This window comes from Aureimonas glaciei, from assembly GCF_014643375.1.
In the GTDB taxonomy this organism is placed as follows: Bacteria; Pseudomonadota; Alphaproteobacteria; order Rhizobiales; family Rhizobiaceae; genus Plantimonas; species Plantimonas glaciei.
In genome coordinates this window covers 21,041-46,995 of the sequence record NZ_BMJJ01000020.1, presented here as the reverse complement: position 1 = coordinate 46,995, position 25,955 = coordinate 21,041, and the positions used below count along the sequence as shown (strand labels likewise).

Below are 25,955 nucleotides of genomic sequence, written 5' to 3'. Positions count from 1 at the left end.
GGCAATGATCTCACGCTGCGTTGAGGCGGAAGGCGGCGCCTCCGTCGCCGCGTCTGGTGCAGACACGAATGCCAACCCGACGCGCTCCTCTTCCGGCAGCGTCGTTGCGACGAGCGCATTCTGTCGATGGTCGATCATCGGCCAGCGTTCGGCGACGTTGAGGAGAGCATCTGCCTTGGCGCGGTACAGCTCCATCTTTGCCCGCTCACGATTGGCGAGGGTATCGGCGAGGCCGACATCGGCCATCTGCTGACGCACGTCGCGATCGAAGACGCTGCTGCGCGCTTGCCTCTGCTCGGCCCGGAACGTCTCCGCGATCGGCGCGATGTGAGGCTCGGGAATGCCGTGGCGCAGCAGCAGCCCCCGTCCACCACAATCCTTCTCAAAGGTCAGCAGGCGCGTCGTGCCGAAAAGCTGGATGAGGCGATACGCCCAGCCAACCTCGATATCGGCCTCCATTTCGCGAACGTCATCGACAGCACCACTTCGCCGAACGGCGAAGGCGATATCGTCGAGGTGAGCTGTCATTCGCTCAATCTCGGCGCGGAAGAGCTGGTCGAGCTGGTCTTTCGTGGTCATCGCGGCGGTCGGTCTCACAGTCAGGTCGGCAAGCAGCGTGTTCAGCCGCCGCGCCATGTAGGCCGCTTTGAGATGATCGGACAACCGGAGTGAGAAGGACAGGCGGGCCTGACGGCGCACCTGCCGGAAGCGAGTCGGCACGCGTGCACGCCAGTAAAAGGTATGACCACGCCGTTCGAGATTTGCCACGTCATGCCGAGTCGCCAACGACCGGATCCCTTGAGCTTGGAGCCCCGTGGGACGGCAATGGCCATCACCTCTGGGCTACAGGTTTGGGCCCAAGGCGCGAAAACAGCGCTGAGAGGATTCTCAGCTACCGAAAGCATCAATGATTACAATGGCTTGATATGGTCTGGCTGGGGAACCTGGATTCGAACCAAGACTAGCGGAGTCAGAGTCCGAACCATCCCTTTGGTTTCAATGCTGTTTTTCTCCGACCAAGGAGAAAACACCGCATGCAATATCAATGCGTTACGGCAGGAATGCCGACTGCCGCGCTGGTCCTTTTGGACCCTGAAACGAAAACCGCCGCCTCGGCTGGAACCCGAAGCGGCGGCGATTTCAGTAAGAGATTTCAGAGCCTCTCGACTTCTCAATCTATAGCTGAAGGCCTTGCCGCACAAGCCTTTCCTTGCGGAAAGGAGCTTCGTCATGGCCGATGAGAACAAGGGCAACGGGCTGGAGAAAGTCCGCTCGATTATTGCCGAAGCCGAGAAGCAGAGCCGACCTTCCGAGCCACGCGAGATCGTCCGGTTTGATGGGATGGAGCGCGTCGACACCAATGCCGACGTGCTGCGGATCGGCGACATCGAGATCGCAAGATCCCTGATCGAGCCCGGCGAGGCGTTCTTGATTGAGGCGGCAATTCAAGCTGAGCAGGAGCTGAGATTGGGAAGGCTGCCGCGCGAGGCGATAGCATCGTCGCAAAAGGCGTTCTCGGAAGGTTTGGACTTGGCCCGAGGTATCGCGGCAGCGCGAGACTGCGCAGAGCTTGAACAAAACGATCGAGACAATGCTGTGCGCTTCCTTCGACACTATCCGAAAGAATTCCTCTATGTGAGAGGGCGCGGCATCTTCGCGTGGACTGGTACTCACTACGAGTTCAACGGCGGATCGGATCGCGCACTTGTTCGAGCTGGCGAAGTAGCCAAGGCGATTCATCGCGAGGCTCGGTTCGTGCATGGGCGCGATAAAAAGGAAACCGAGCAGCGACGCATGCGACGGCACACTTTCGCATGTACATCCGGTAGCCATCGGCCGCAGAACAATATGATCCTTCAGATGCAGGCTCGCCGGTCAGTCGATGCGAATGATCTCGACGCTGCGGATCTGCGTTTCATCACCCGCAACGGAACGGTCGAGTTCAAGGCCGGTGAAGAACCAGGCGCGTGGAGCTTCGATTTTGCCGAGACCCACAACCCCGACCACCTTTCCAGCCGGCGAGTAGAGGTCGACTATCGACAGGGCGCCGAGTGCCCCAAATGGAGAGCGTTTCTCGCCCAGATGCAGCCGGAGGAGGAGAAGCGAACCTTCCTTCAGCGCTGGGCCGGTCTCGGCCTCCTCGGCGCCATGGATCACCAGTCATTTGTGGTGCACTACGGCACAGGTGCCAACGGCAAGTCGACGTATGCCGCCGCCCTGGCACGCATCATGGGCGGCTACGCTGTCAATGCGCGCCCGGAAAGTGTCCTTTCGAGCGCTCAGCGTAGCGGTAAGGATGCCAGTCCAGATCTTGCACGGCTGATCGGCGTGCGCCTTGTGCAGGTGCATGAATATCCGCGTGGTGGCGTCATTGACGAAACGATCGTGAAGACCGTGACCGGCGGCGAGAAAATCGTCGTGCGGAATAATTACGAGAGCTTCTTCGAGTTGGCGCCCCGCTTCAAGCTGGAAATCTACGCGAACGACAAGCCGGGCATCCAGGGAGGGACTGAAGGCATCTGGCGAAGGGTGAAACTGGTCGAGTGGTCGGCATTCATTCCAGTCGAGCAGCGTCGCCCTATGGCTGCCCTCCTCGCTGAGTTCGAGGAAGAGTCGGCCGGGATACTGAATTGGATGATCGACGGTGCACTCTTGTACCTTGAGGACGGTCTGAAACCTCCGAAAAGCGTCACCGATGCAACAACAGAGTATCGCGACGAGAGTGACCCGGTAGGCGTCTTCTTGCGCGAGTGCATCAAAGACGACCCCGGGAACCGTGTCAGCGCAAGGCACATGCTGGATAGTTTTGAGCGATGGTGCGCCGCTAATGCCGTCAGGCCTATGTCACAGAAACGGTTCGGCGCCGCACTCACAACGCATGGTCTGCATAAATTTACTTCTTCTGGGACATGGTATTCTGACGTTATACTTCACAACGTCCCTGATGTTGACCCTCTCCCCCGTGCCCCCACTCGGGAACCCAGCGAAGAGAACGCCTAGTCGAAACCATCGCGAAAGGATCTTGGAACCTTTGCGAAAGGATCAAACCCTTATGGCGCAGGGCCTCGAAACCTTCGAAACCTTCTTTCCCATAAACCCCATGGAACGCAAAAAAGCGAGGAATTTTCATATAGGGCCTTTTTGCGCCTCTAAAGGTTTCGAAGGTTTCGAGCTCCTGCGCCATAAGGGTTTGATCCTTTCGAGATGGTTTCGGATGGTTCCACGATCCTTTCGAGCAGCCATCGAGCTTCGCAGCTGGTTTTGTCCGCAGATGTCCTAAGTTGGCAAATACCGGCGCGCCCGCGCCCGCGCGAATATGCCGGGCATGTTCACACGGCTTCGCACCTTCCTGACGACCGGCTTTCAGACCCGCGACGCTTCCATGGCGGCGCCGTCTGATCTTCTTGCCGCCATCCTCGGCACCGCCACGGCTGCAGCCGGCGTCTCGGTTACCCCGTCGTCGGCAATGAGGTGCACTCCGGTTCGTTGTGCAGTGCAGACGATCGCGGAGTCGATCGGCCAGCTGCCGCTGCACGTCTACGAACGTGGTGAAGGCGGCTCCCGGCAGCGGGCGAGCGACCATCTTGTCGCCTCGCTCCTGAACGGTGACGCGAACGACTGGACGCCGTCCAGCGAGTTCCGCGAGCAGATCACCCGCGACGCGCTCCTCGAAGGCAACGGCTACGCCTTCATCAATCGTGTGCAGGGCGAGCCGCGCGAGCTGCTTCGCATGGCGCCGTCCTCGATTGCGGTCTCGGCCGATCGGAACACGCAAGAGCCGGTCTACCGGATCACCAGCGGCAGTGACGTCGGCCGTCACATCGATCGCGCGGATATCCTTCATATCAAGGCGCCATCGCTGAACGGTCTCGTCGGAGAAAGCCCGATCGTCCAGGCGCGCGAGGCCATCGCCAGTGCCTTGGCGATGGAAGAGCATTGCGCCCGGCTGTTCGGCAACGGCGCGCGGCCGTCTGGCGTGATCGAGTTCCCCGGCAATCTCTCCGAGGACGGGCTGAAGCGCATGAAGGCCGGCTGGGAAGCTGTACACGGTGGCGCTCACAAGTCTGGAAAAACCGCGACCCTGTGGGACGGCGCCAAGTTCCAGCCCCTCACCTTCTCGTCTGTCGATGCTCAGTTCATGGAACTACGTCGCTTTGCCATTGACGAGATCGCCCGCGTTTTCCGTGTCCCGCCGCACATGCTCTACGAAATGGGCCGGGCGACCTGGGGCAATGCCGAGGAGATGGGCGCGACCTTCGTGACCTACACGCTGCAGCGCTGGCTGAGGGCGTGGCAGGGCGAGATCCGACTGAAGCTCTTCACGCCCGCCGAACGGCCGAAGTTCTTCGCCGAATTCCTCGTTGACGACCTGCTGCGCGCCGACATCAGCGCGCGGTCCGTCGCCTACAGCTCGCTGATCGCGAGCCGGGTTCTCAATCCGAATGAGGTTCGGGCGATGGAAAACCGGGCGCCATACGAGGGCGGCGAAGAATTTATCAATCCGCACACGACGGCGGCACCTGAGGCGGACGCGTGATGGACCATCTTGATCTCCAGTTCCGCTTCTCGGCCACGGACGATACCGGCATTTTCACCGGCTATGCCGCGATCTACGCCGAAATGAACAGTCACGGCGAGACCATCAAACCAGGCGCCTTCCGCAAGACCTTGGCCGAACACAAGCGTTCCGGCACTCGGCCGGTAATGCTGTGGTCGCACAACCCGTCCGAGATCATCGGCGTCTGGGATGAAATCGAGGAAGACGCGAAGGGCCTCCGGGTAAAAGGCCGGATCATTCGCGAAACGGCGCGCGGTGCTGAGACCTATGCGCTGATCAAGGCCGGCGCGGTCAATGGCCTATCGATGGGCTTCCGGGCGCGCTCGGCTACTCGGAGTGCCGATGGTGGCCGTGTGCTGACGGACATCGAACTCGTAGAAATCAGCGTGGTCGGCCTGCCGTCGGCAGCCAAGGCGCGGATCAAAAGCCTGAACTCCCTCAGATCTGGCCGCTCTCTCAGCGCTGCGGCCTTCGTTGAAGCCTGCCGCAAGGCCACCCGCTCATTGGAGAAACGCAAATGAACACCCATTCCCCGCTTGAAACCCGTTCGGCGCTGCCGATCGAGACCCGCGACGAGGGCGACGTCGATCCTCTCATTGCTGCCACGGCTGCGGTCGAAGAGCTGCGCACCAGCTTCGAAACCTACAGGACCGAGGCCGAGACGCGCTCGACCGCCGCTGCGACGGCGGCTTCCGAACGCATCGCCGCTCTCGAAACTCGCCTGAACCGTCCAGGCGCTGGCGACGAGCAGAACCAGAACGCTGCCACCGCGATCGAGCAGCGGGCCTTCTCCTCGTTCGTGCGTCGCGGCGATGGCTCGATGAACGCCGAGGAACAGCGCGCGCTGCGCGTCTCGACCGAAGAGCAGGGCGGCTATTTGGCGCCCGAACAGTTCATCGCCGAGCTGCAGCGCAACCTCGTGGAGATCTCCCCGATCCGTGCCGCAGCCCGCGTCGGGAGCGCCAGCGCCGGGACCGTGATTATTCCGAAGCGTACCGGGCGCATGACGGCAAGCTGGGTCGGCGAGATCGAGGACCGTCCCGCGACTGAGCCGGCTTACGGCCAAGCGCGGATCGAGATGCACGAAATGGCGGCTTACGTCGATGTGTCGAATTGGCTCCTCGAGGATGCTGCGATCGACATCGCCGCTGAACTCGCCTTCGACTTCGCCGAGGAATTCGGCCTCAAGGAAGGACAGGCCTTCGTCAACGGTGACGGCGTCAAGAAGCCGGTCGGCGTGATGGTCGATCCCTCGGTTCCGACCGTGCTGAACGGCCATGCGACGACCCTGTCGCCCGACGCCTTGATCCGGCTGATGTACGCCCTGCCGGCCTTCTATCGCAATCGCGGGTCCTGGCTCCTGAACGGCCAGAGCATCGCGGCGGTGAGGCTCTTCAAGGACGCCAATGGTCGGTATCTCTGGCAGGAGAGCATCGCTGATGGACAGCCTGCAACCCTCCTCGGTCGCCCGGTGATCGAAGCGCCCGACATGGGCGACGTGGCTGCTGACGCCTTCCCCATCGCGTATGGCGACTTCGCGACGGCCTATCGGATCTATGACCGGGTCAATCTGTCCGTCCTTCGCGATCCGTACACAGTCGCGACCAAGGGCCTTGTTCGCTTCCATGGCCGCCGCCGGGTGGGTGGCGCCGTGACGCAGCCCGAGGCCATCCGCAAGCTCAAGATGGCGACGGCTTAAGCCGGCGGTTTGAACCGAAGGGCGGCTTCATGCCGCCCTTCCCCTGAACGCCTGATGGAGTGGCGACAATGAGAAGTATGCAGACACATTTCGCAATGCGAACCGTCCTCGCCGCTGCGGTCTATGCCGCCGATGCTGCGGGTGCCACTGTCGATCGGCTCGGCTTCGGAACGGTGACCTTTGCGCTCTCGATCGGCGCTGGTGGCGACACCTTCACCGGAACCAAGCGCATCGACATCGTCGCTGAGCATTCCGATGACGGGACCTCGTTTGCGCCTATCCCGCCCGAACAGCTCGACGGGCTGATCGGTGATGGTGCGGGTGTGGCATTGTCGCTTCGCTCGGCCCATGCCGCCGCCACGGTGCACAAGGTGGCGTACATTGGCGACAAGCGGTACTCGCGCCTGTCCGTCGATATCGTCGGCACTCACGCCGCCGGCACCCCCGTTGCTGTCCTGGCCCTGCTCGGCCAGCCGCAGTCGCTGCCGGCAGTCTGAACATGCTGAAGGTCGTGGCGCCCGCTTCCGAGACCAGCCTTGTCGATCTGGCCGTCGTCAAGCGGGCGCTGTCGATCGCAGACGCGAGCGGCGACGACCTCCTTATGGAGCTGATCAGCCGAGCGAGCAGCGTGATCACAACCTACTGCCGCCGTACCTTCGCGCTTGAGACCGTGCGGGAAACCTTCCGAGGGAATGGCCGGGGCGCTGACGGGCTGATGCTGGCGCGTTGGCCCGTGGTCGCCGTCGATGCTCTGACGATTGGCAGCACTGCCGCCGATCCGTCGAGCGTCGACATCGAAGGCACGTCCGGCATCGTCCATCGTGTCGATAGTGCTGGCCGGTGCATCGGCTGGCAGGGCGGCGACATCGTGATCGAGTATGCTGCGGGATACGTCCTGGCGCCTGCTGAGGCTCGCACCTTGCCGGCTGACATCGAACAGGCTTGCATCCTGATCGTCTCAGCTGGCTATCACGCCCAGAGGCGCGACCCGATGCTCCGGTCTGAGCAAGTCGAGGGCATCGGGCGCGCTGACTATCAGATTAGCGGCGGGCTGCCATCGCAGGTGACGGCGCTGCTGGAGCCATACCGCAACGTGGGGATAGGCTGATGCCGGTTAGCGCTCCCCGGATCTGTGGTTGCGGCGATAAGCTGGCGAGCGGCGCCGGCTGCCATTGCAAGGCCAAGCGCAAGCGCGAGGCCGATGCCGTGCGGCCGTCTGCGGCCAAGCGTGGATATGATGCAGCATGGCGGCGCGTCCGTGCCCTCTTCGTGGCCAAGCACCCGGTCTGCAGCGTCGAGGGCTGCGGCAAGCCGACGACGGACGTGGACCACATCCAGAGCGTCGAGACGCGGCCTGACCTGCGTCTGTCGTGGTCGAACCTCCGGCCCTTCTGCCACCCCCATCACAGCCAGCGGACTGCCCGCGACCAGGGATTTGCGAGGGCCCGGCAGTGACAGCGTTTGATCAATGTAGGCTTGCAACAACCCGCTTCAGCTTTCGGACGGCGTCGTCCAGTTCACTCAAGGCCTTCTGCGGGTCGTCGTTCTTGATAGCACGCTCGCAGTCGTCAAGCTCATTGCGGATAATGCGCTGGATCATCATGGCTGCTTCTTCATTCGACATTGCCTGTTCCTCCTCCCGAGTTCGCACAGTGATGCACGGATGGGGGGTGGTTGCCAACTTCGCCCGCAGGGGCCGGGACCGACAGGGGTCCATCGCGCACGATAGAGCCGAATTAGAATTTAAATCAGGAGCTTAAGCATCATGCGGGGGTCAAAGCCGCGGCTCATCATCGACAATGAAGGACCGCTGGCGGTGACGACAGCGCCCGAATGGATGAGCGCGGAGGCTCGTGACGAGTGGGAGCGGGTGCATCCGATCCTGTCCTCGCGCCGGATGCTGACGCCTGCCGACATGGGCTCGCTGGAAAATTACTGCACCTCGATCGGCCGATGTCGGCAGCTGGAGCGGCGAATTCAGGAACTCGGCGACGCCGTGGATCTGAAGATGCTGCGCATGCAGGACAAGATAATGTCGACTTGCCGGCAGCTCGCCGTCGAGATCGGCCTCACACCGACGTCGCGCTCGCGCCCGGCCTTCCGCGAAAGGGAAGACAGCAACCACAATGACCTCTTCTCCAAGCTGGATCTCTGACGGGAGCGAAATCCCTGATCCGTTCGGCTATGGCGAACGGGCGGTGGAATTCCTGCGCTTCCTGCGGCATCCGAAGAGCAAATCTCCGAACCGTCAATTCGAACTGCCAGACTGGCAGGAACGGATCGTGCGCAAGATCTATGGCCCATGCCGCGAGGATGGCCGCAGATTGGCGCGGACGGTCGTGATGCTGCTGCCGCGCGGCAATCGCAAGACCAGCCTCGGCGCCGCGCTTGCGCTTCTCCACACCATTGGCCCGGAGCGCGTTGACGGCGGCCAGGTGCTTTGCTCGGCCTCCGATCGGAAGCAGGCGCGCATCGCCTACGAGGAGGCCACCGGCATCCTGCAGCAGGACTCGCGCATCGTCGCCAAGATGGGCTTTCAGGATTACAAAAACCGGATCGTCCATCCGAAGAGCGGATCGGTTCTTGAGGCGATCTCGGCGGATGCCGGAACGCAGCATGGACGCACGCCGACCTTTGCCCTCGTTGACGAGCTGCACGCATGGAAAAACCGGGAGCTTTGGGACGTCATCCGCACTGGTCTTGTGAAGGTTCCGGGGTCGCTGATGGTGGTGATCACCACGGCCGGGCGAGGTCAGGAGAACATCGCTTGGGACATTGTCGACTATGCCCGCAAAGTGCAGAGCGGCGATATCGAAGACCCGTCCAATCTCCCGATCATCTTCGAGACTGCCAAGGATGACGACTGGCTGGACGAGGACGTTTGGCGCGCCGTCAACCCCGGGCTCGCGAACGGCTTCCCTGACATCGATGGACTCCGGGCTCTCGCGAGGGAGGGAAAAAACCGGCCAGGGGACCGCGAGGCCTTCCGCCAGTTGCACCTGAACGTCTGGCTCGATCATTCGGCCGACCCGTTCGTTGACATGGAGATATACGATCGCGGCGCGACGCCGGTCGACCTCGATGCTTTGGACGGACGGCCGTGCTGGCTCGGGGTTGATCTCTCCTCGAATCGCGACCTGACGGCAGTAGTAGCGGCATGGCAGGATGATGACGACGGCTTCATTGTGCATCCGTGGTTCTTCTGCCCTGCGGACAATCTTCGCGCCCGTGCCGAACTCGACGGCGTCCCTTACACGACGTGGGCCGAGGACAAGCACATCCACGCGACCCCCGGAAACGTGGTCGACTTCCGTCGGGTCGAGGAGACAATTCGCGAGCTGTGTGAACGCTTCGAGGTGCGGGAAATCGCCTTCGACCCGCATCTAGCGCGGAACATGCTGAACAATCTGCTTGAGGACGGGCTTCCCGCCGTCGAGATGCGGCAGGGCTGGGTCACGATGGCGCCGGCAGTCAAAGAGCTGGAGCGGGCGATCGTCGGCGGCAAATTCCAGCATGGCGGCCATCCGGTGCTTCGCTGGAACTTCAGCAACATCTCCGTCGACACCGACAAAGCCGGCAATCGCATGTTCCACAAGGGCAAGAGCCGCGACCGCATCGACGGCGCGGTTGCTGCCGCTATGGCGGTTGCTCGAGCAGCTGCCGGTGAAAGCGGCCGGTCGGTCTACGAGACCGAAAAATGGTCGGAAGACCTGTCCTACTTTTAGAAGGGAAATTCAGATTGGCAAAGAGAATTGCTCCCACCCGACGACCCTCTAGTGAGCAGTCGTCGCCATGAGCTCGTTGAGGACGATCCCGCTCGAAGGCGAGGTACTGCCGCCTCAGGCGATGCTATCCGTGGTCGCCGCTATGCACCCACTGAAGCCCGACCATGACGTCGTGTTCGTGCTGGCCGGCTCGAGCGTCGAGGAGATCGTCGCCCGCTGCGCCGAGCAGTGCGGCGTCAGCCGACTGGCAGATGGCGCCTATGTCGCGATCAACGGCCACCCGATCCCGCATGAGATCTGGCACCGCGTGCGTGTCAAGGACGGCGCCCACGTGGTCGTGCGAGCCACCGCTGGCAAGGGTATGGGCGGCATCCTGAAGTCGATCCTGCAAATCGCCCTTGTCATTATTGGTACGGCTGTAGGGGGGCCGGTGGGTGGAGCCCTGGGCGCCGCGCTAACAGCCGGGATCGCGTTCGGTGGCAGTCTCGTGAGGGATGTCTTCCCAGCAAAGCCCCGACCGCAGATTGGAGCCGGACAATGAGCGCGACGAACGTCATTCGGAAGGCAGACGCGGTTCACGTTCTCACGGACGGCGTCCTTTCCAACTGGATAGATGGCAGGATCCAGAGCACCGCGCTCTGCCACAAGGTCTGGCAACTGCCGCACCTGAACGCGGTGGTTAGCGTGAGAGGCTGGGCGCTGTTAGGGCCGCACCTGCAAACGCTGATTTCGACTGGCGCGTCGACCTTCGACGAGCTGCGGTTGAAAGTGGTCGATTTGATCAAGGAGACGATCGAGTTCAATCGCCAGCAGTTCGGGCAATCGTTTCAGCAGTGGTTCGACGTCATCGTTGCCGGCTGGACCGAGGCGGGCGAGCCCTCCAGCTACATCGTCGGCAACCACGACACCTATGGGTGGCCGGCTTGGACCGTCACCGACCTGGGAGATTTCGCCGTTTTGCCGGCAGACGCTGACATGAACGCCAGGATCCAAGCTGCATTCCCGCACGTTCATTCCGCGGCGGACTTCGACCCCGAAGTCGACGGCGTCGCCCTCGTAGACATGCAGCGCGAGAATCCGGAACACGGCATCGGCGGGTTCGTACAGCTCACAACCATTCGGCCGGATCTGATCACGACGAAGATTCTGCATCGGTGGGACTAGGACGTCGCAGGTTCACTCGCGTCACACGCCGGATTGTCCACACCTGGCCAGGCAGCATCGGCGAGCGGATCGATCCGTCTGCCCGTCACCCGACCAAAGTCGTAGGCGGCTTTGGTTCGAAGAAGCAGAAGACGTCGGCATGAGGGAAGCGGTCGACGTCGTACTCACCGCCGCAGCCGTGCTGATGGTCGTGGCGCTATTGTTCATTTGAGGAGCAAAGTTGGTCCGATGTCGGCGACGCGTGACTCGAGAGCCGTTCGGTGTTTACTTGGCCCGCGCAAACTCGCGCAGAGGCGGTCATATATGCAAACGGGATTGAAGGCTGCGTGTATCCGCAGCCTGAGCTTTGGCAATCAAATCGCAGAAGAAGAACGAGAAGGGCTGAAGGAATATTTCGTCCGAACGCAAGCCTGGGATCGAATGTTCCGAGGCGACGTCGATATCATCTATGGTCCAAAGGGCTCGGGCAAGAGTGCGTTGTACGTCCTGGCGCAGGATCATGCGGACGAGCTGTTCGACCGAAACGTCATCCAAGTAGCTGCCGAGAATCCCCGAGGCGCTCCTGCATTTCGAGATCTCCAGATGCATCCTCCAGCTTCCGAGCGGGAGTTCATTGGCATTTGGAAACTGTATTTCCTTTCGATCTTGGGACGCTCGCTCAGAGAGTATGGAATTAACAATAAACATTCGGCGGAGCTTTTTCAGAAGCTTGAAGAGGCGGGGCTACTCCCAACCCAGAAGACGACGCTCGGCACCATTCTTACTTCCGTTCGTAACTATGTCGCGAAATTCATGAATCCGAGTGAAGTTGAGGGAGGACTGGCTTTAGATCCGGTAACTTTAATCCCAACCGGGGTGACCGGAAAGATCGTATTCCAAGATCCTGACATGGAAAACCAAAAGGCCGGATATATATCTGTCGATGAATTGCTGTCGGTAGCTGATCTTGCACTTGAGGTTTCGGGATATACGGTCTGGCTTATGTTAGATCGTCTTGACGTGGCGTTTGACGAGTCATCGGAACTGGAACGAAACGCGCTGCGCGCGCTGTTCCGAGCCTACCGGGACAACCGAACACAGGATCGAATCAAACCTAAGATTTTCTTGCGCACGGACATCTGGAAACGAATAACAGAGGAAGGCTTCCGGGAAGCGACCCACATGTCGCGTGACATAAACCTGATTTGGGATGGCGCCTCCATTAAGAATTTGATAATCCGTAGACTTCTTAGCAACGCTCAAGTGCTTCAGCTATACAATATCGATAAAGATCGGACGCTTTCAACTTCGGCCAACCAAAATGCCTTCTTTGACATGGTCTTTCCCGAGCAGGTTGAGGTAGGCGAAAATCAATCTACGACGCTGAACTGGTTAATTAAACGAACCTCTGATGGCACCAAACGCACGCAACCAAGAGACATCATCGTTTTTCTGAACAAGCTTGTCGAAGTGCAGAACCGGCGGCTGGAAAGGGCAGAACCTGAACCCGCTGGGACGTGGCTGTTCGACCGATCGTCTTTTAAGGAGGCAATGCCCGGCCTTTCAGAGTACAAGGTTACTCGGCAACTATTCGCTGAGTATCCTCAACTTCGCCCATACATCGACGCACTCCGCGAACAAAAGACTGAGCATAATGCAGATTCTCTTGCTCGACTCTGGGAAGTAGATACGGAAGAAGGTGCCACTATTGCGAAACAGCTTCGAGATATCGGATTTTTCGAGGAAAGAAATTCCAAAGGCGATATCACCTACTGGATTCCATTTGTCTATCGTTCTTATCTAGCCCTGTCGCAGGGAAAAATGCAGGAACTGCAAGCCAACGGCGTGCTAGCTAACGACTTCAGTTTTCTCGACGACCTATTCGATGACGACTAAAGCTGATGCGCCTGATGTCGCGCCGCTTCGGAAATGGCGCGACTCCACTCAAAGCCTTCAAACGCGAAGCGGCTGTCGCCTTTAGGGAGCTGCTGGCCGGAATTGTCCTCAGATGTCAGATTACTAAGACGTCCCGCGTCATCGATGATGCCATTGTGTCTGACAGGAGTTCGCAAAACATGGCTGGCAAGCGAGTTGGGGCGTGGAAGGGCGGCAAGCGGACGCTCGAAGAGATCGTCCAGCGGATGCTGGAAGATGCGATTGTCAAGAGCGGCTACCGCCGGGAGGAAGTGGCCCTGGCGCTGGTCAAATCGGCCGCTGAGCTTTCCGGCGTCCAGAGCGACCCTTCGCGAAGGGCTGTCATCACGGCGATGGAAGCGGCGCTGGTCATCCTGCGGCGGGCGGATGGCTACGCTTTGATGCGGATCGAGGATCTGCAAGCTCCTGCGGACAAGCTCTAAACGACCGAAAGCATTCAGCCCCGAGGGGCTGCGCTTGATTAACGATGTCGGTTGAAGCATGCTGCTCTGTGGAGCGTAGCAACTCCCGAGAGCGGACCCGCCAAGGTCTGGGCTCTCAGCCACAGAGCGCAGAATGATCTCGCCAAAGATCCAGACTGCGAAGCGAACGTGTCCGGCTGCCAAGCTGGACGCGACCGACATCACTATGTCGGGAGTCCGGCCGCTATACAAGACCCTTTCGAGGGGAAGGCGGTTGGGCACGTTCTCTGTGACGTGTTGCTACCCTCCCGGCTCCAGTGCTGTCCGCTGGCTTCTGGAACGCTGCCCGTAGCAAGGCGCCGTTCCCCGTCCGTAGCAAGACGGTTCAAACACAGAGAAGAACCATGACTTTCCATGATCATATGGCCGGCGCGAACAGCGTCAGGGCCTTCCTGAACGGGTTCCCCCGGCTTCGGACGGACGCGGATTTTCGCGCCGGATTCCGAGCCGAAGCCGAGGTCGAAATCGAGCGGCTGATCAGTGCCCTCGATCTGATGGACGGCGATCCCGATCTCGAGCCGTCGTTCAACGACTTGTGGGTTAAGGGCTCTGATGAGTGCGAGGGTTCCGACGACGAGGCGTCGCTCGGCTGGGGCATCCCCTCCGAATATCGATCGCAGGAGGCGCTTGGCTGTCACGTGTCGTCCTTCAGGATCGACTTGGAGCAGGATGCTGGCGACGAGGCCGAGCAAGATGCCGGCGACGAGGGCGAGCCGGATGAAGACCGCGAGCCGCTTCTTGGGTGGACGTTCGATGGCGAGCATTCAACTGAGGTTTGGCACCATGGCTGTGAGGAAGATGAAGCCAGCCTCGGATGGACCGGAGAGACCGGCGCGGGGTGGTCGCAGCGAGAGGGAGCCTACTCGGCTCGAATTGAGCCTGATCGCGAGACCGACGCTGCCGACGAGTTGCATGACGGGGAGCCTCGGCTGTGACCTCGGCCGAAGTGGATCTTGAGTCGGAACTCGGGCTTTCGCTCGATCGTGTTGTCGCCCTCGGTTTCATGGCTGACGCCTTCTCCGGCGAGAACCGACGGGTAGGCAATGCGCTCGGCGTCGTGGCTTCGGACGTCGAGCTTTCGCTTATCCGCTGTTTGACATTGATCGCCGAGATCAAAGCGTCGGCCAGGGGGGCACGCTGATGGCCCGCACTACCTCGAAGCGATGGCGGCTCACGATTTGGCCAAGGTTCTTGATCAGCTGCGGTCTCGTCGCACTGTCGCGGTTCGCGTTGGTCCTGGCGAAAACTGTAAGCCCCGAGTTGGAGCCTTAGGTTCCGCGCGCATGCCCTGCCGATCCCTCGGACAGGGCATGCGCCTCCTTCTAATGAGTGACACTCATTTAATGCTTGACCATCAGCCGAAATCAGACGAGAAGTTTTAATGACAAACGCTCATTTGGAACGATGATGGTCAAGCTCGCGGGACTTATCTCTACCACGGCAACTGCCCTCGGCATTCCTGAGGCGACCCTTGCGATTGCCTTTCGCTCCTTACGGGAGAGTGGCCTGATGACGACAGGAGGCAGAGGGCGCGCCGCGCCAGATATGACCTACCTGGATCAGGCCCGCCTAGTGATCTGGGCATTGGTCACGGACAAGCCTGCCATGGCTGAGCATGCCGCCGTCGACTTCGGGCGCCTCATCTGCACCGAAATAGAACCCGCTCCTGACAGATCGCCAGAGGCCGGCGCTCGGGAAATCAATCCGCTTCAGAAGGCGTATAAATTTGAGGACGCCGTTGCAGAGCTGCTGCGGGTTTTTTCTGAAGATACCCAGCTTGAATACTTCCAGTCGGAGTGCTTCGAAAGCGCTTTGGGGGTTCATCTTCCTCCCTGCGAGATAAGCGTCCATGTATCGTCGCTTACCGCAATTATGTATTGGAGGGGAGACCTTTACCATTTCTCTGACGCTGATCAGTCCTTGCTCGATAATGTTGTTCTTGATGCCTTCGAGCAGGATGTAGATGCCGCCGAGATGGCAGAAAAACTCACGGCACTTGAGGCAGAGAATCAGAGGTACGTAGAAAAAGCCGCTAGATACAAGTCTAATATCAAAATCACGCGCGGCATCATGACGAATACAATCGACAGTCTCGCCACTGCGTTCAGGGCATCCGTCGATGTCTGACCGTCGCCGAGACGTCGAGCTGCGGGGCGCCAAGCAGATCGCGCACGAATGCGGGGTAAGTGAGCGCACCATCCGGCGCTGGGTCGCCAGCGGCAATCTCTCCGGTGCCAAGAAGCTCGGCGGCAAGACCTCGCCGCTCCGCATGAACCGGGATGCACTCAAGCGCTTCCGTGAAGGGGAATAGAGACGTGACGAACCGTGCGGTTCCTTTCCGACAGGCCGACGTAACCCGTGCGCTCAAGGGCGCTAAGGCTGCGGGCATGCCTGTGGTTCGGGTCGAAATCGACCGCGACGGGAAGATCGTTCTTTTGACTGCTGCGGTTCAAGATACGCTCAACCCTTTCGACAAGTGGAAAGCGGAGCGCGATGCGAGTCAGGCTTAAGGGTCTGAACAGCAAGCGCAAGACGCTCGCTGACGGATCTGTCGTCACCTATTTCTATGCGTGGAAGGGTGGTCCTCGGATCGAGGGGAAGCCGGGCTCGCCTGAATTCATGGCGGCATACAATGCGGCAGTCGCCCGAAAGCTTCCGGCGACCACGAACGTCATCCACGGGCTTCTTCGCAAGTTCCAGGAATCATCCGATTTCACCGGCCTCGCCAAAAGAACCCGGCAGGACTACGTCGGCAAGGTGCTGCTGATCGAGAAAGAGTTCGGCGACTTCCCCCTCGCCGCACTTGGCGACAAACGGACCCGCAACCTCTTCATGGAGTGGCGCGACAGGCTCGCCAAATCGTCTCCTCGACAGGCCGATCTCGCCTGGACAGTGCTTGCTCGGGTGCTGTCGTGGTCGCTCAATCGCGGTCTTATCGACGTCAATCCGTGCAAGGCAGGTGGCCGCCTCTACGACGGCGGCACACGACGCGAAATCACATGGTCGGCCGACCAAGAGGATATCTTCCTGCGGCATGCGAGCGGCGGCATCCGCCTAGCGTTCCTCCTGGCGATCAATACCGGCCAGAGGCAGGGCGATCTGCTGCGGCTTCCCTGGAGCGCCTATGACGGGACGTCGATTCGGTTGAAGCAGTCGAAGACTGGCGCGCGTGTTCGCGTGCCGGTGACATCGGCGCTGAAGGCTGCACTGGATACGTCGAAGCGTGTTTCCCCGATCATTCTGACGACGCGAGGCGGCACGCCCTTCACCGAGGACGGATTCCGATCCTCCTGGCGAAAGACGAGAGAGAAAGCCGGCGTCGAGGGTGTGACCTTCCACGACCTTCGCGGGACAGCCGTGACGCGTCTTTTCATCGCCGGATGCACCGACGCGGAAGTCGCGACGATCACCGGCCATTCTCTCGGCGAGGTGCGCTCAATCCTCGACGCGAACTATTTCAGCCGGGACTACGCCCTGGCCGAAAGCGGGATCGCAAAGCTCGAAGCGAGAACAAAAATTCCCGACCGCGCTCCCGACCAGCCTACCCGTTCCAACGAACAGGGAGAAAAACAGTAGTGAAATCAATGGCTGGGGAACCTGGATCCCCAGCCAGCCGAAGTTCAAGTCTTTGAAAACACTTTTGGTTTCGGCTTTGCCGTCGCATTGGGCATCAGTTTTGTGCCCTGGTTGGGGGCCGACGTCAACGATGGAGAGTTTGGGAATCCAACGGACCGATCGACGGAAATGATTTCCGCGTGGGGCGATCTCAACTGCGTCGCCGCTGAAGAGAAAGCCTGACTCATTGGGGACGAGAAAGACGTTGCAGCCAGCACGTCGACGCCAGCTACAACCAGACCCTTGAGGGCTAGGGCGGATCGACATTCAGGTAAGCCACATTGTCGCGCCGGCGAGATGAACGAAGCCTGTGAAGTGGATCGTTCGGCGATCATAGCGGGTAGCGAAGCGGCGGAAGTGTTTGAGTTTGGAGAAACATCGCTCGATCCGGTTGCGATGCTTGTAGGCCTCGACGTCGTGGGGAATGAGGATCTTACGGCCTCGGTTCGAGGGAATGACGGCAGCGGCTCCCATCCTGGCAATCGCGGCCGCGCAGGGCGCCACTGTCATAGGCTTTGTCGGCCAGGACCGCCTGCCCCGGCTGACCGTCGAGCAGCACAGCCGCCTGGGGACAGTCGCCAGCCTGTCCGGCGGTGACGATGAAGCGCAAGGGCCGGCCGAGCGCGTCGGCGAGCATGTGGATCTTGGTCGTCAGTCCGCCTCGGGAACGCCCCAGCGCCTGATCTTGGGCCCCCCTTTTCCGCAGGCTGCCTGCTGGTGGGCCCGGACGATGGTGCTGTCGATCATCAGGTAGTCGTTGTCGCGATCGGCGGTGAGCGCCTCGAACACCCGCTTCCACACGCCGGCATGACACCAGCGGCTGAAGCGGCGATGCACCGTCTTCCACTTGCCATAGCGCCGTTAGATCGCACCAGTGCGCGCCCGAGCGCAGCACCCATAGACATCCGTTAACTACAACAGGTTGTCAAAGGCCGTCCGGCCCGGATCGCCAGCCTTGCCGGGCAAAAGCAGCGCGATCCGCGCCCACTGCTCCGCCTTAAGTTCGTACCGCTTGGCCGCCATCAGAAGCTCCGCGTCTCGACACGGAAACCCTATGAATCAGCGATCACATCGGTTGGAATCCTGAATGTAGATTTCGCCGAGGCGTACCCTGCAGGCACGGGAGCCTTTATCCATCCGCTTCGACGGACATTTTCATCGACGTGGCCGGGACGCCGGCCCTGAGCAGGTCGATCTCGACTCTGTAGGTACCAGCCACAAGGTCCCGACGGCTGCCAGCATAAGCCAGGTAGTTCGCCTTGCGTCGAGGCAAGGGGTCGGTGGTCTGGTCGATCAGTTGCGACCCATCCGGATGAACAATCCGGATGCGGAAGCGATCTCCTTCCTGCAGATTGATCGCCCAGACCCACGCGAGCGTCGACGTGCCCCCGGCCCTCGCCAACGGGGCTTTCCCCGCCACGAAACCCGGCAGGGTCGGCGGAGCATCGGTAAGACCAGCAGCGAGGATGGCGTGCTGCGGGCGCTCCAGCAGTCGCTGGATCGTCTTGGTGAACAGGCCGGCATTCGGCCGGCGGCAGCCAGATGCATCGGTGAGTTCGCGCCCCGTCAGGGGCTCGATTTCTCTGCCGTTATGACGGACCCCCAGATGGACGTGCGGAAACTGTGCCAGGCCAGAAGAACCGATGAAGCCTAGGCGCGTGCCTCGGGGGACGAACATACCCGGACGCACTGCGATACTGCCCATTTTCAGGTGACAGTATTGCGATGTCAGGCCACCTTCATGCTCCATGACGACGCCGTTGCCGCACTCCTTGCCCTGGAGCCCCTCCGCTTCTTCTCCGTCCAGGACGATACGGTCCGCGACACCGTCGCGAATGCGCAGAATCCGGCCGTCCGCGATGCCGATAACCGGAACCCCTCTTGCCACGTCGAGCATGGAACGCACCCGGAAATCCCAGCCGTCGTGACCGTCATAGGTTGCCTCGCCGCAGAGCGGGTCCATTGCGGTGGGGTCGGGATCGATGTCGGGCATCTGCTGGACGAAGCAGTCGATCCCAAGATGGCAGTCGATGGGAAGTGTGAGTTCCGGCAGGCGCGGCTCGGCCTTGGCGTTGATTGCCTGCAAAGCCGCCACGGCGAGAACGACGGCCATTGCTGCCGGGGCGCGTCGGGCAAGAGCCGCGGATGCCACGAGCATCGTCAGTCTGCGTTCCGCGGCCATTATCACTCCTCGCGGAACGATCGCATCATCTGGTCGCTGAATGGCTTGACCAGGTAGGACAGCGCCGATCGGTCACCGGTTTTGAAATACACCTCAACGGGCATGCCAGGAACAAGGAGTTGCTCGCCGAGGCCCCGGTCTTCGTCGGTAATTGCAATGGTCGACAGATAGAAGGTCTGGTTGCTGGCCGGATCGAGGATCGCCGCGGCGCCGACAATGTCGACCCGGCCCTCAATCTCCGGCGTGGTACGCTGGTTGAAGGCCGAAAAGCGCAATTTGACATCCTGGCCGACCGTTACCTGGTCGATGTCCGTCGGGGCTAGTTTTGCCTCGACGACGAGTTCTTCGCCCTCAGGCACGATCCCCATGACGGTCTCGCCGGGGGTGATGACGCCGTTGACGGTGTGGATCTTCAGGTCGTTGACGAAGCCGTCGATCGGGGCTCTCAGTTCCATGCGCAACAGGCGGTCCTTAGCGGCAACGATACGCTCCGACAGTTCGGCGATGCGGGCATCGACGTCGCGCAGCTCGCGCTGCGCGTCGGTGCGGACCTGCTGGTCGAGCTCGATAATTTTCATCCGGGCTTCGTTGATCTGGCCCTTGACCCGAGCGATGTTCGCCTCGATTTCGCCCTTCAGCCCGTCAATCTTGGCAAGGTCTCGCTCCATCAGGCGTGTCCTCGTACCCTCGACCAGCTGCCGGGTGACCAGCGGCGCCAAGCGAGCAAGGTCTTCGGCGATCATATCACGCTCGGTGGCGTTCGACTGGCGCTGCGAATCTAGCCCCTTCACCTGCTCGCCATATTGCTCGATCTGCGACTCCAGCTGATCGCGCTGGGCTTCGCGGGTGGCGCGGTTGTCGCCAAACAGCCGGCGCTCGCCCTCAGCGATCGCGGCCGTTGCAGCCCCCGTCTCGAAGGTCGGGTCAAACCGCACTGTTTCGTCGCCGTCGCGCTCCGCGCGCAGGCGCGACTGGCGCCCGGTCAGCTCCGACAATTGCGACGAGATGACGCCAAGCTCCGCCTTGGTCTGGGTCTCGTCAAGGCGGATGAGCACGTCGCCGGCTTTCACCATGTCGCCATTGGCCACGAGGATCGCCCCGACGATGCCGCCGTCGCGGTGCTGGATATCTTTGACCTGTTTTTTGACCGTGACCTTGCCCTGGGCGATGATCGCCCCTGAAAGGCTGGCCTGCGCCGCCCAGCCGCCGCAGCCCACGATCAGGAGAGTCGCGAGGAGGCCGGAAGCGACGATCCGCGACCGGATGCCGAAATGCTGACCGTCATTCGCCGGGACTGCATCGTTACCGGTTGTTTTCTGTTGGCCACTCATGTCGTTCTCCCTCGAAAATTGCTGCATCGTGCCGGGTCGTCGCATCGGCGTCAGCCGCTGTCGCGGTCGGCCAGGATAAAGTCGTTGGCCGTCAGGTCATGACGCCCCTGAACGACAAGCTCGAAATCCGCTTCTGGATCGTCATCGAGATTGCCGGAGACGACCGTGATCTCCTCGTCGCCCGAGTCTTCGGCGATGAGTTGGTGGCGAAAGGTGACGGCGCCGATCTCGGCAGGCGTGGAGGTGGCGGCACCGGCGAAGAATAGCTTCTGCGCGGCGAAGTCTTCGAGGCCCGTCCCGATCTGCGACAGGTCGATGCGGTCGCCGACAGAGAAGTCCTGGATATGGTCGCGCGGCCCTCCTTCGTTTGTCAGGGCATCCAGCGAGCGGAACACGAAGATGTCGTTGCCGGCGCCGCCGACCACGATGTTGACCTCGTCGTCGGCAACTAGGCTGTCATTGCCGCGGCCGCCGCGAATGTTCTCGATCTCGAAGATGCGGGCCTCTGCGGTGCCGCCGATCGTGACCCAACCGTCCGGAAGGTCGACCGTCACGTCGAAGACGATCTGCGACAGGTCCAGTGTGTCGGCGCCGCCGCCCCCGTCCGCGGTGTCGACCCCGCCATCGGGCTCGGCATCGATGACGAGGACGATGCAGTCGTCGCCCTCACCGCCTTCGAGGATATCGACGCCCACGCCGTCGATCAGCAGGTCGTTGCCGTCGCCGCCGATCAGGTGATCGTCGCCATCGCCGCCATCGAGCGTGTCATTCCCTGCCGCGCCGATGATCTGGTCATCGTCTTCGTCGCCGTGGAGAACGTCATTGCCTTCGCCACCTTCAATGGCGTCGTCGCCGGCACCGCCGTCGACCGTGTCGGCACCGCTGCCCCCATGCACTTCGTCGTTACCCGCTGCGGCGAGGATTTCGTCGTCGCCGTCATCGCCATGCAGGACGTCGTCGCCGTCACCGCCGTCGACCGTGTCGGCACCGATGCCCCCATGCACTTCGTCGTTGCCCGCGGCGCCGATGATTTCATCGTCGCCGTCATCGCCATGCAGGACGTCGTCGCCGTCACCGCCGTCGACCGTGTCGGCACCGCTGCCCCCATGCACTTCGTCGTTGCCCGCGGCGCCGATGATTTCATCGTCGCCGTCATCGCCATGCAGGACGTCGTCGCCGTCACCGCCGTCGACCGTGTCGGCACCGCTGCCCCCATGCACTTCATCGTCGCCCGCTGCGGCGAGGATTTCGTCGTCGCCGTCATCGCCATGCAGGACGTCGTCGCCGTCACCGCCGTCGACCGTGTCGGCACCGCTGCCCCCATGCACTTCGTCGTTGCCCGCTGCGGCGAGGATTTCGTCGTCGCCGTCATCGCCATGCAGGACGTCGTCGCCGTCACCGCCGTCGACCGTGTCGGCACCGCTGCCCCCATGCACTTCGTCGTTGCCCGCGGCGCCGAGGATTTCGTCGTCGCCGTCATCGCCATGCAGGACGTCGTCGCCTTCGCCGCCGTCGACCGTGTCGGCACCGCTGCCGCCATGCACTTCGTCGTTGCCCGCGGCGGCGAGGATTTCGTCGCCGCCGTCATCGCCATGCAGGACGTCGTCGCCGTCACCGCCGTCGACCGTGTCGGCACCGCTGCCGCCATGCACTTCATCGTCGCCCGCTGCGGCGAGGATTTCGTCGTTGCCGTCGTTACCGAACAGTACGTCGTCGCCTTCGCCGCCGTCGACCGTGTCGGCACCGCTGCCGCCATGCACTTCGTCGTTACCCGCTGCGGCGAGGATTTCGTCGCCGCCGTCATCGCCATGCAGGACGTCGTCGCCGNCGCCGTCATCGCCATGCAGGACGTCGTCGCCGTCACCGCCGTCGACCGTGTCGGCACCGCTGCCCCCATGCACTTCGTCGTTGCCCGCTGCGGCGAGGATTTCGTCGTCGCCGTCGTTGCCGTGCAGGAGGTCGTCGCCCGCGTCGCCAAGAATGACGTCGGCACCGGCTCCGCCGACCAGCACGTCGCGGCCGGCACCGCCGTCGATGTGGTCGTCGCCCTCGCCGCCTTCTATGACGTCCGTGCCCGCCTCGCCGTAAAGCACATCGTCGCCAAGGCCGCCGTCGATGACATCATCGCCATCGCCGCCATGCGCCTCGTCGCGACCTTCGCCGCCGAGGATCACGTCGTCGCTGGCATCGCCGTAAAGTATGTCGTCGCCTTCCTCGCCGTACAACGTGTCGTTACCGTCGCCGCCGAACAGGATATCGTCGCCGCTTCCGCCCCAGAGAACGTCGTGGCCGTCGCCGCCGACCAGCCGATCATTGCCGGTACCGCCGTACAGGATGTCGCTGCTCTCCCGGCCGTAGACCATGTCGTTGCCGCCGCGGGCGTCGATCAGGTCGGTATAGGGCGTGCCGATGAGCATGTCGTCGCCGTCGGTGCCGACGATCGCCTCGTTCTCGGGCAACCGGATCTCCAGATGCGCCGTCTGCATGACGGGTTCGCCGCCGTCGCTGATCTGGTAACGGAAGACCACAGCTCCCGCCTCGTCGGTTGCCGGCGTGTACAGCCAGCGGTCGAGGCCTATCCGCTCCAGGCGACCACCATCCGCCTCGAGATTGCGGACGATCAGGACATCGTTGTCGGGGTCGCTCGCGCCATGGAGCAACTCGCCCATAGTGATGATCACCGACAGATTGACGAGACCGTTGTCGAGAAAGACCGGGCCGGAGAGTACGGGCCGCCGGTTCAGTCGCGCGCCCGGAACGTCGTCGTCATCGTCGTCATCGATCTGGTCGTCATTGTCGTCATCGGAGGCGGTCCCGCCGCTGTCGGGTCCGCGGGTCTCGGGGCCACGTCCGTCGCCATCATCGCTCCATTGGCCCGGGGCTGATCCAAGTTCGTCGGCGCCAGGTCCCAAGGGGCGACCTCCCGCGGGCGGCGAGCCGGGCGGGGCCTGGTTGTCATTGGCCGTCGGCGGCATTGCACTGGCTCCCGGAAAACTGCCCGGTACGGTCGGTCTCGAGTTGCCGCCGGAAGCGCTGAATTCGCCGGACGGCACCTCGATCGCATGCTGGAACGCCGCCTGAAAAGCGTCTGCGCCGGCTTCGGTGAAGGCGAACTTCGACACGTCAAAGACCGGTAGCGCCCTGCCTTTGGCGATGGCGTCGAGATAGTCTGAGATGCGTACGACCGTGTCCAGTTCGGTATTCTCACTCGTCCCGATGGGCTCGATAGGATTGTCCGTCGCATACTGCTGCGCCTCCGGATTCTGGTCTGGTTGGGGCGAGCCCTGCTTCTTGCCGGGCGCTTCCTCTTCCTCGTCTTGGAAGAACTGCCTCAGCACCCATGCGAGCGAGATAGCGAACAGCGGCAGCACCGCCAGCGAGTTAACGCGCGAGGTAGTGTCCTTGATCTCGAAGCGCTTCTTCGGCGCATTGACTGCATCCTGGTCCGGGATGCCGAGCGTCAGCCGGTCTTCCATCGCCGCTCCTCCTAGACCGTCGATGCCGCGGCAACTGCCGCCGCTACCGGTGCGTAGATTTTTCCAGCGGGCGCCATCGGCCGCGCCATTGGGCGTGCCGGATCGCGCAGGATCTCCTCCTTCGGCCCGAAGGCGATTAGCTTGCCGGCCTGGATGACGCCGATCAGATCCACGGCGGCAAGGGCGCTCGGGCGATGCGCGACGACGATGGCGATGCCCCCACGGGCGCGAACCTTGGTCAGCGCCTCGGTCAGCGCCGCCTCACCCTCCGCGTCCAGATTGGAGTTCGGCTCGTCGAGCACCACCAAGAACGGATCACCGTAAAGCGCCCGGGCCAGGCCGATGCGCTGGCGCTGCCCGGCGGACAGCGACATGCCGTGCGGTCCCAATTCCGTCTGGTAGCCGTTTTTCAACCGCACGATCATGTCATGGACGCCCGCCGCCCGGGCCGCGCGGATGATCGTGCGCGCATCGGCCTCGGGGTCGAAGCGGGCGATGTTCTCGGCGATCGAACCGTCGAGCAGCGACACGTCCTGCGGCAGATACCCGATATGGGAACCGAGACGGTCGGTCCGCCACTGGCCGAGCTCGGCGTTGTCTAGTCGAACGCAGCCGCGCAACAGGGGCCAAACACCGACGATGCCCTTGGCAAGCGAGGTCTTGCCGCCGCCGCTGGGGCCGATCAATCCAAGGGCCTGTCCGGCTGTCAGCTCGAAGCTTACGTCGCCGAGAAGAACCGTGCCGGTGCTCGGCGCAACCACCGTGGCATTCTCGAGCTTCAGCGACTGCGAAGGGGCCGGCAGGTCGACAAGACGGGAATCGTCGTCCATGGCAGCCAGGGTCTCCTTCAGCCGGGCAAAGCTGCGGCGCGCCGCGACGACCCCCTTCCAGTTGCCGATGGCCAGATCTACCGGCGCCAGAGCCCTTGCCGCGGCGACCGAGCAGGCGATGATCGCCCCGGCGGTGAGTTCGCCATTGATCGTCAGATAGGCGCCGAGGCCGAGCAGCGCCGATTGCAGCATCATGCGCAGCACCTTCGACAGGCCGCTGAATGAGCCGCTGATGTCGCTGGTTTTCGTCTGCAGGTCGAGATGACGCGCATTGGCCGCCTCGAAGCGCGCGACCGCACGGCCGCCAAAGCCCATCGCTTGCAGGATGTCGGCATTGCGGGCATGAGAATCGGCGAGGTTGGCACGCTGCACGGCAACGCGGTTCATCTCGGCGCTGCTGCGTCTGGTCAGATACTCGGTGATGATCGTCAGCGCGATCAGCACGAAGGCGCCGCCGATCGTCAAATGCCCCAGCATCGGGTGCAGGAGATAGACGAAGCCGATAAACAGCGGCATCCATGGCAGGTCGAACAGCGCGACCGGTGCCTGGCTGGCGACAAAGCCCCGCACCGTGTCCACGTCGCGGCCGCGCTCCAGCGCCTCCGAGGTCGAGTAGCCGTAGCGCGGCATCTCGATCACCACCTGGTGGGTGAGCGGCGCAAGCTTTGCATCGATCCGCGCGCCGAAGCGCACCAGGATTTGCGAGCGCAAGATGTCGAACATGCCCTGGAAGAGATACAGGCCGATCGCCAGGATCGACAGCGCCACCAGCGTCGGTACACTGCCGCTGGTCAGAGCCCGGTCGTAGATCTGCAGCATGTAGAAGGCCCCGGTCAGCGCCAGCAGATTGATGACGCCGGAGAGGCAGAACAGGAAGACCCCCAGGCCGCGATAACTGCCGATGCGCTCCGTCATGGTGGTCGGATTGGCGCGATGGCGGCGTCGTTGAGTGCTCATGGGAGCCTTCCCCTCGGATGAAAGCGATGATCGGAAATCGCAA

At 62.1% G+C, this 25,955-nt stretch carries 25 protein-coding genes, 1 tRNA gene and 1 pseudogene; 19 read left to right on the top strand and 8 right to left on the bottom strand.

Annotated features, from left to right (window positions below):
• The coding region (locus IEX88_RS25660; protein WP_373289670.1) for a DUF6538 domain-containing protein at positions 1-768 on the bottom strand (768 nt) is incomplete at its 3' end.
• Between the two features lie 164 nt (positions 769-932).
• Positions 933-1,015: transfer RNA gene (locus tag IEX88_RS25655), tRNA-Gln, on the bottom strand.
• A gap of 215 nt (positions 1,016-1,230) precedes the next feature.
• Here IEX88_RS25655 and IEX88_RS25650 point away from each other — a divergent pair.
• The 7 genes from IEX88_RS25650 to IEX88_RS25620 all read left to right on the top strand — a co-directional run bounded on the left by IEX88_RS25650 (position 1,231) and on the right by IEX88_RS25620 (position 7,712).
• Positions 1,231-3,000, top strand: a complete 1,770-nt coding sequence (locus IEX88_RS25650) for a DNA primase family protein (protein WP_188855321.1) — start codon at positions 1,231-1,233, stop codon at positions 2,998-3,000.
• A gap of 325 nt (positions 3,001-3,325) precedes the next feature.
• Entirely contained in the window at positions 3,326-4,537 is a 1,212-nt protein-coding gene (locus IEX88_RS25645; protein ID WP_188855320.1) for a phage portal protein, read from the top strand.
• Positions 4,537-5,079, top strand: a complete 543-nt coding sequence (locus IEX88_RS25640; RefSeq protein ID WP_188855319.1) for an HK97 family phage prohead protease — start codon at positions 4,537-4,539, stop codon at positions 5,077-5,079. The genes IEX88_RS25645 and IEX88_RS25640 overlap by 1 nt, the downstream gene beginning before the upstream one ends.
• On the top strand, positions 5,076-6,257 hold the full coding sequence (locus IEX88_RS25635; protein ID WP_188855318.1) for a phage major capsid protein: 1,182 nt from the start codon (positions 5,076-5,078) through the stop codon (positions 6,255-6,257). Before IEX88_RS25640 ends, IEX88_RS25635 begins: the two co-directional genes overlap by 4 nt.
• Before the next feature lie 77 nt (positions 6,258-6,334).
• The gene (locus IEX88_RS25630; RefSeq protein ID WP_188855317.1) at positions 6,335-6,754 is read left to right on the top strand and encodes a hypothetical protein; all 420 of its coding nucleotides are present in this window, start codon (positions 6,335-6,337) and stop codon (positions 6,752-6,754) included.
• Between the two features lie 2 nt (positions 6,755-6,756).
• Positions 6,757-7,365 (top strand): head-tail connector protein, encoded by a 609-nt coding sequence (locus IEX88_RS25625; protein ID WP_188855316.1) that lies wholly within the window; start codon positions 6,757-6,759, stop codon positions 7,363-7,365.
• A complete protein-coding gene (locus tag IEX88_RS25620; RefSeq protein ID WP_210319339.1) occupies positions 7,365-7,712 on the top strand; it encodes an endonuclease in 348 nt (115 codons plus the stop codon). Before IEX88_RS25625 ends, IEX88_RS25620 begins: the two co-directional genes overlap by 1 nt.
• A 10-nt stretch (positions 7,713-7,722) precedes the next feature.
• On the opposite strand, the gene IEX88_RS25615 is transcribed toward IEX88_RS25620, so the two are convergent.
• A complete protein-coding gene (locus tag IEX88_RS25615; protein ID WP_188855315.1) occupies positions 7,723-7,881 on the bottom strand; it encodes a hypothetical protein in 159 nt (52 codons plus the stop codon).
• Between the two features lie 141 nt (positions 7,882-8,022).
• Between IEX88_RS25615 and IEX88_RS25610 the strand changes: the two genes are divergently transcribed.
• The 12 genes from IEX88_RS25610 (at position 8,023) to IEX88_RS25555 (ending at position 17,097) form a co-directional block, all read left to right on the top strand.
• Positions 8,023-8,412, top strand: coding sequence for a phage terminase small subunit P27 family (locus tag IEX88_RS25610; protein ID WP_188855314.1), 390 nt, complete (start codon positions 8,023-8,025; stop codon positions 8,410-8,412).
• Positions 8,384-9,982 (top strand): terminase large subunit, encoded by a 1,599-nt coding sequence (locus IEX88_RS25605; RefSeq protein WP_188855313.1) that lies wholly within the window; start codon positions 8,384-8,386, stop codon positions 9,980-9,982. Before IEX88_RS25610 ends, IEX88_RS25605 begins: the two co-directional genes overlap by 29 nt.
• Before the next feature lie 67 nt (positions 9,983-10,049).
• A complete protein-coding gene (locus IEX88_RS25600) occupies positions 10,050-10,523 on the top strand; it encodes a hypothetical protein (protein ID WP_188855312.1) in 474 nt (157 codons plus the stop codon).
• Positions 10,520-11,146, top strand: coding sequence for a hypothetical protein (locus tag IEX88_RS25595; protein ID WP_188855311.1), 627 nt, complete (start codon positions 10,520-10,522; stop codon positions 11,144-11,146). The genes IEX88_RS25600 and IEX88_RS25595 overlap by 4 nt, the downstream gene beginning before the upstream one ends.
• A 303-nt stretch (positions 11,147-11,449) precedes the next feature.
• Entirely contained in the window at positions 11,450-13,021 is a 1,572-nt protein-coding gene (locus IEX88_RS25590; protein ID WP_188855310.1) for a P-loop ATPase, Sll1717 family, read from the top strand.
• 5 nt (positions 13,022-13,026) lie between these two features.
• Positions 13,027-13,482: a hypothetical protein gene (locus IEX88_RS25585; RefSeq protein WP_188855309.1), complete on the top strand. Its 456-nt coding sequence runs from the start codon at positions 13,027-13,029 to the stop codon at positions 13,480-13,482.
• Between the two features lie 383 nt (positions 13,483-13,865).
• Positions 13,866-14,456: a hypothetical protein gene (locus tag IEX88_RS25580; protein ID WP_188855308.1), complete on the top strand. Its 591-nt coding sequence runs from the start codon at positions 13,866-13,868 to the stop codon at positions 14,454-14,456.
• A complete protein-coding gene (locus IEX88_RS25575; protein ID WP_188855307.1) occupies positions 14,453-14,662 on the top strand; it encodes a hypothetical protein in 210 nt (69 codons plus the stop codon). The genes IEX88_RS25580 and IEX88_RS25575 overlap by 4 nt, the downstream gene beginning before the upstream one ends.
• 266 nt (positions 14,663-14,928) lie before the next feature.
• On the top strand, positions 14,929-15,648 hold the full coding sequence (locus IEX88_RS25570; RefSeq protein ID WP_188855306.1) for a hypothetical protein: 720 nt from the start codon (positions 14,929-14,931) through the stop codon (positions 15,646-15,648).
• Positions 15,641-15,832, top strand: coding sequence for a helix-turn-helix domain-containing protein (locus tag IEX88_RS25565; RefSeq protein WP_188855305.1), 192 nt, complete (start codon positions 15,641-15,643; stop codon positions 15,830-15,832). The genes IEX88_RS25570 and IEX88_RS25565 overlap by 8 nt, the downstream gene beginning before the upstream one ends.
• Before the next feature lie 4 nt (positions 15,833-15,836).
• Positions 15,837-16,031 (top strand): hypothetical protein, encoded by a 195-nt coding sequence (locus tag IEX88_RS25560; RefSeq protein WP_210319338.1) that lies wholly within the window; start codon positions 15,837-15,839, stop codon positions 16,029-16,031.
• A complete protein-coding gene (locus IEX88_RS25555) occupies positions 16,015-17,097 on the top strand; it encodes a tyrosine-type recombinase/integrase (protein WP_188855303.1) in 1,083 nt (360 codons plus the stop codon). The genes IEX88_RS25560 and IEX88_RS25555 overlap by 17 nt, the downstream gene beginning before the upstream one ends.
• A gap of 306 nt (positions 17,098-17,403) precedes the next feature.
• Here the strand turns inward: IEX88_RS25555 and IEX88_RS25550 are convergent.
• The 5 genes and pseudogenes from IEX88_RS25550 to IEX88_RS25530 all read right to left on the bottom strand — a co-directional run bounded on the left by IEX88_RS25550 (position 17,404) and on the right by IEX88_RS25530 (position 25,912).
• Positions 17,404-18,159, bottom strand: a pseudogene (locus IEX88_RS25550) (IS5 family transposase).
• Positions 18,160-18,265: 106 nt separating this feature from the next.
• Entirely contained in the window at positions 18,266-19,318 is a 1,053-nt protein-coding gene (locus IEX88_RS25545; protein WP_188855302.1) for a M23 family metallopeptidase, read from the bottom strand.
• 2 nt (positions 19,319-19,320) lie between these two features.
• Complete coding sequence (locus tag IEX88_RS25540) at positions 19,321-20,649, bottom strand: HlyD family type I secretion periplasmic adaptor subunit (RefSeq protein WP_244640502.1); 1,329 nt, start codon at positions 20,647-20,649, stop codon at positions 19,321-19,323.
• Between the two features lie 50 nt (positions 20,650-20,699).
• Positions 20,700-23,624 carry a calcium-binding protein gene (locus IEX88_RS25535; RefSeq protein WP_444542188.1) on the bottom strand — a complete coding sequence of 975 codons (2,925 nt, stop codon included), beginning with the start codon at positions 23,622-23,624 and terminating at the stop codon, positions 20,700-20,702.
• 512 nt (positions 23,625-24,136) lie between these two features.
• Complete coding sequence (locus IEX88_RS25530) at positions 24,137-25,912, bottom strand: type I secretion system permease/ATPase (protein ID WP_188855299.1); 1,776 nt, start codon at positions 25,910-25,912, stop codon at positions 24,137-24,139.
• Between the last annotated feature and the right edge of the window lie 43 nt (positions 25,913-25,955).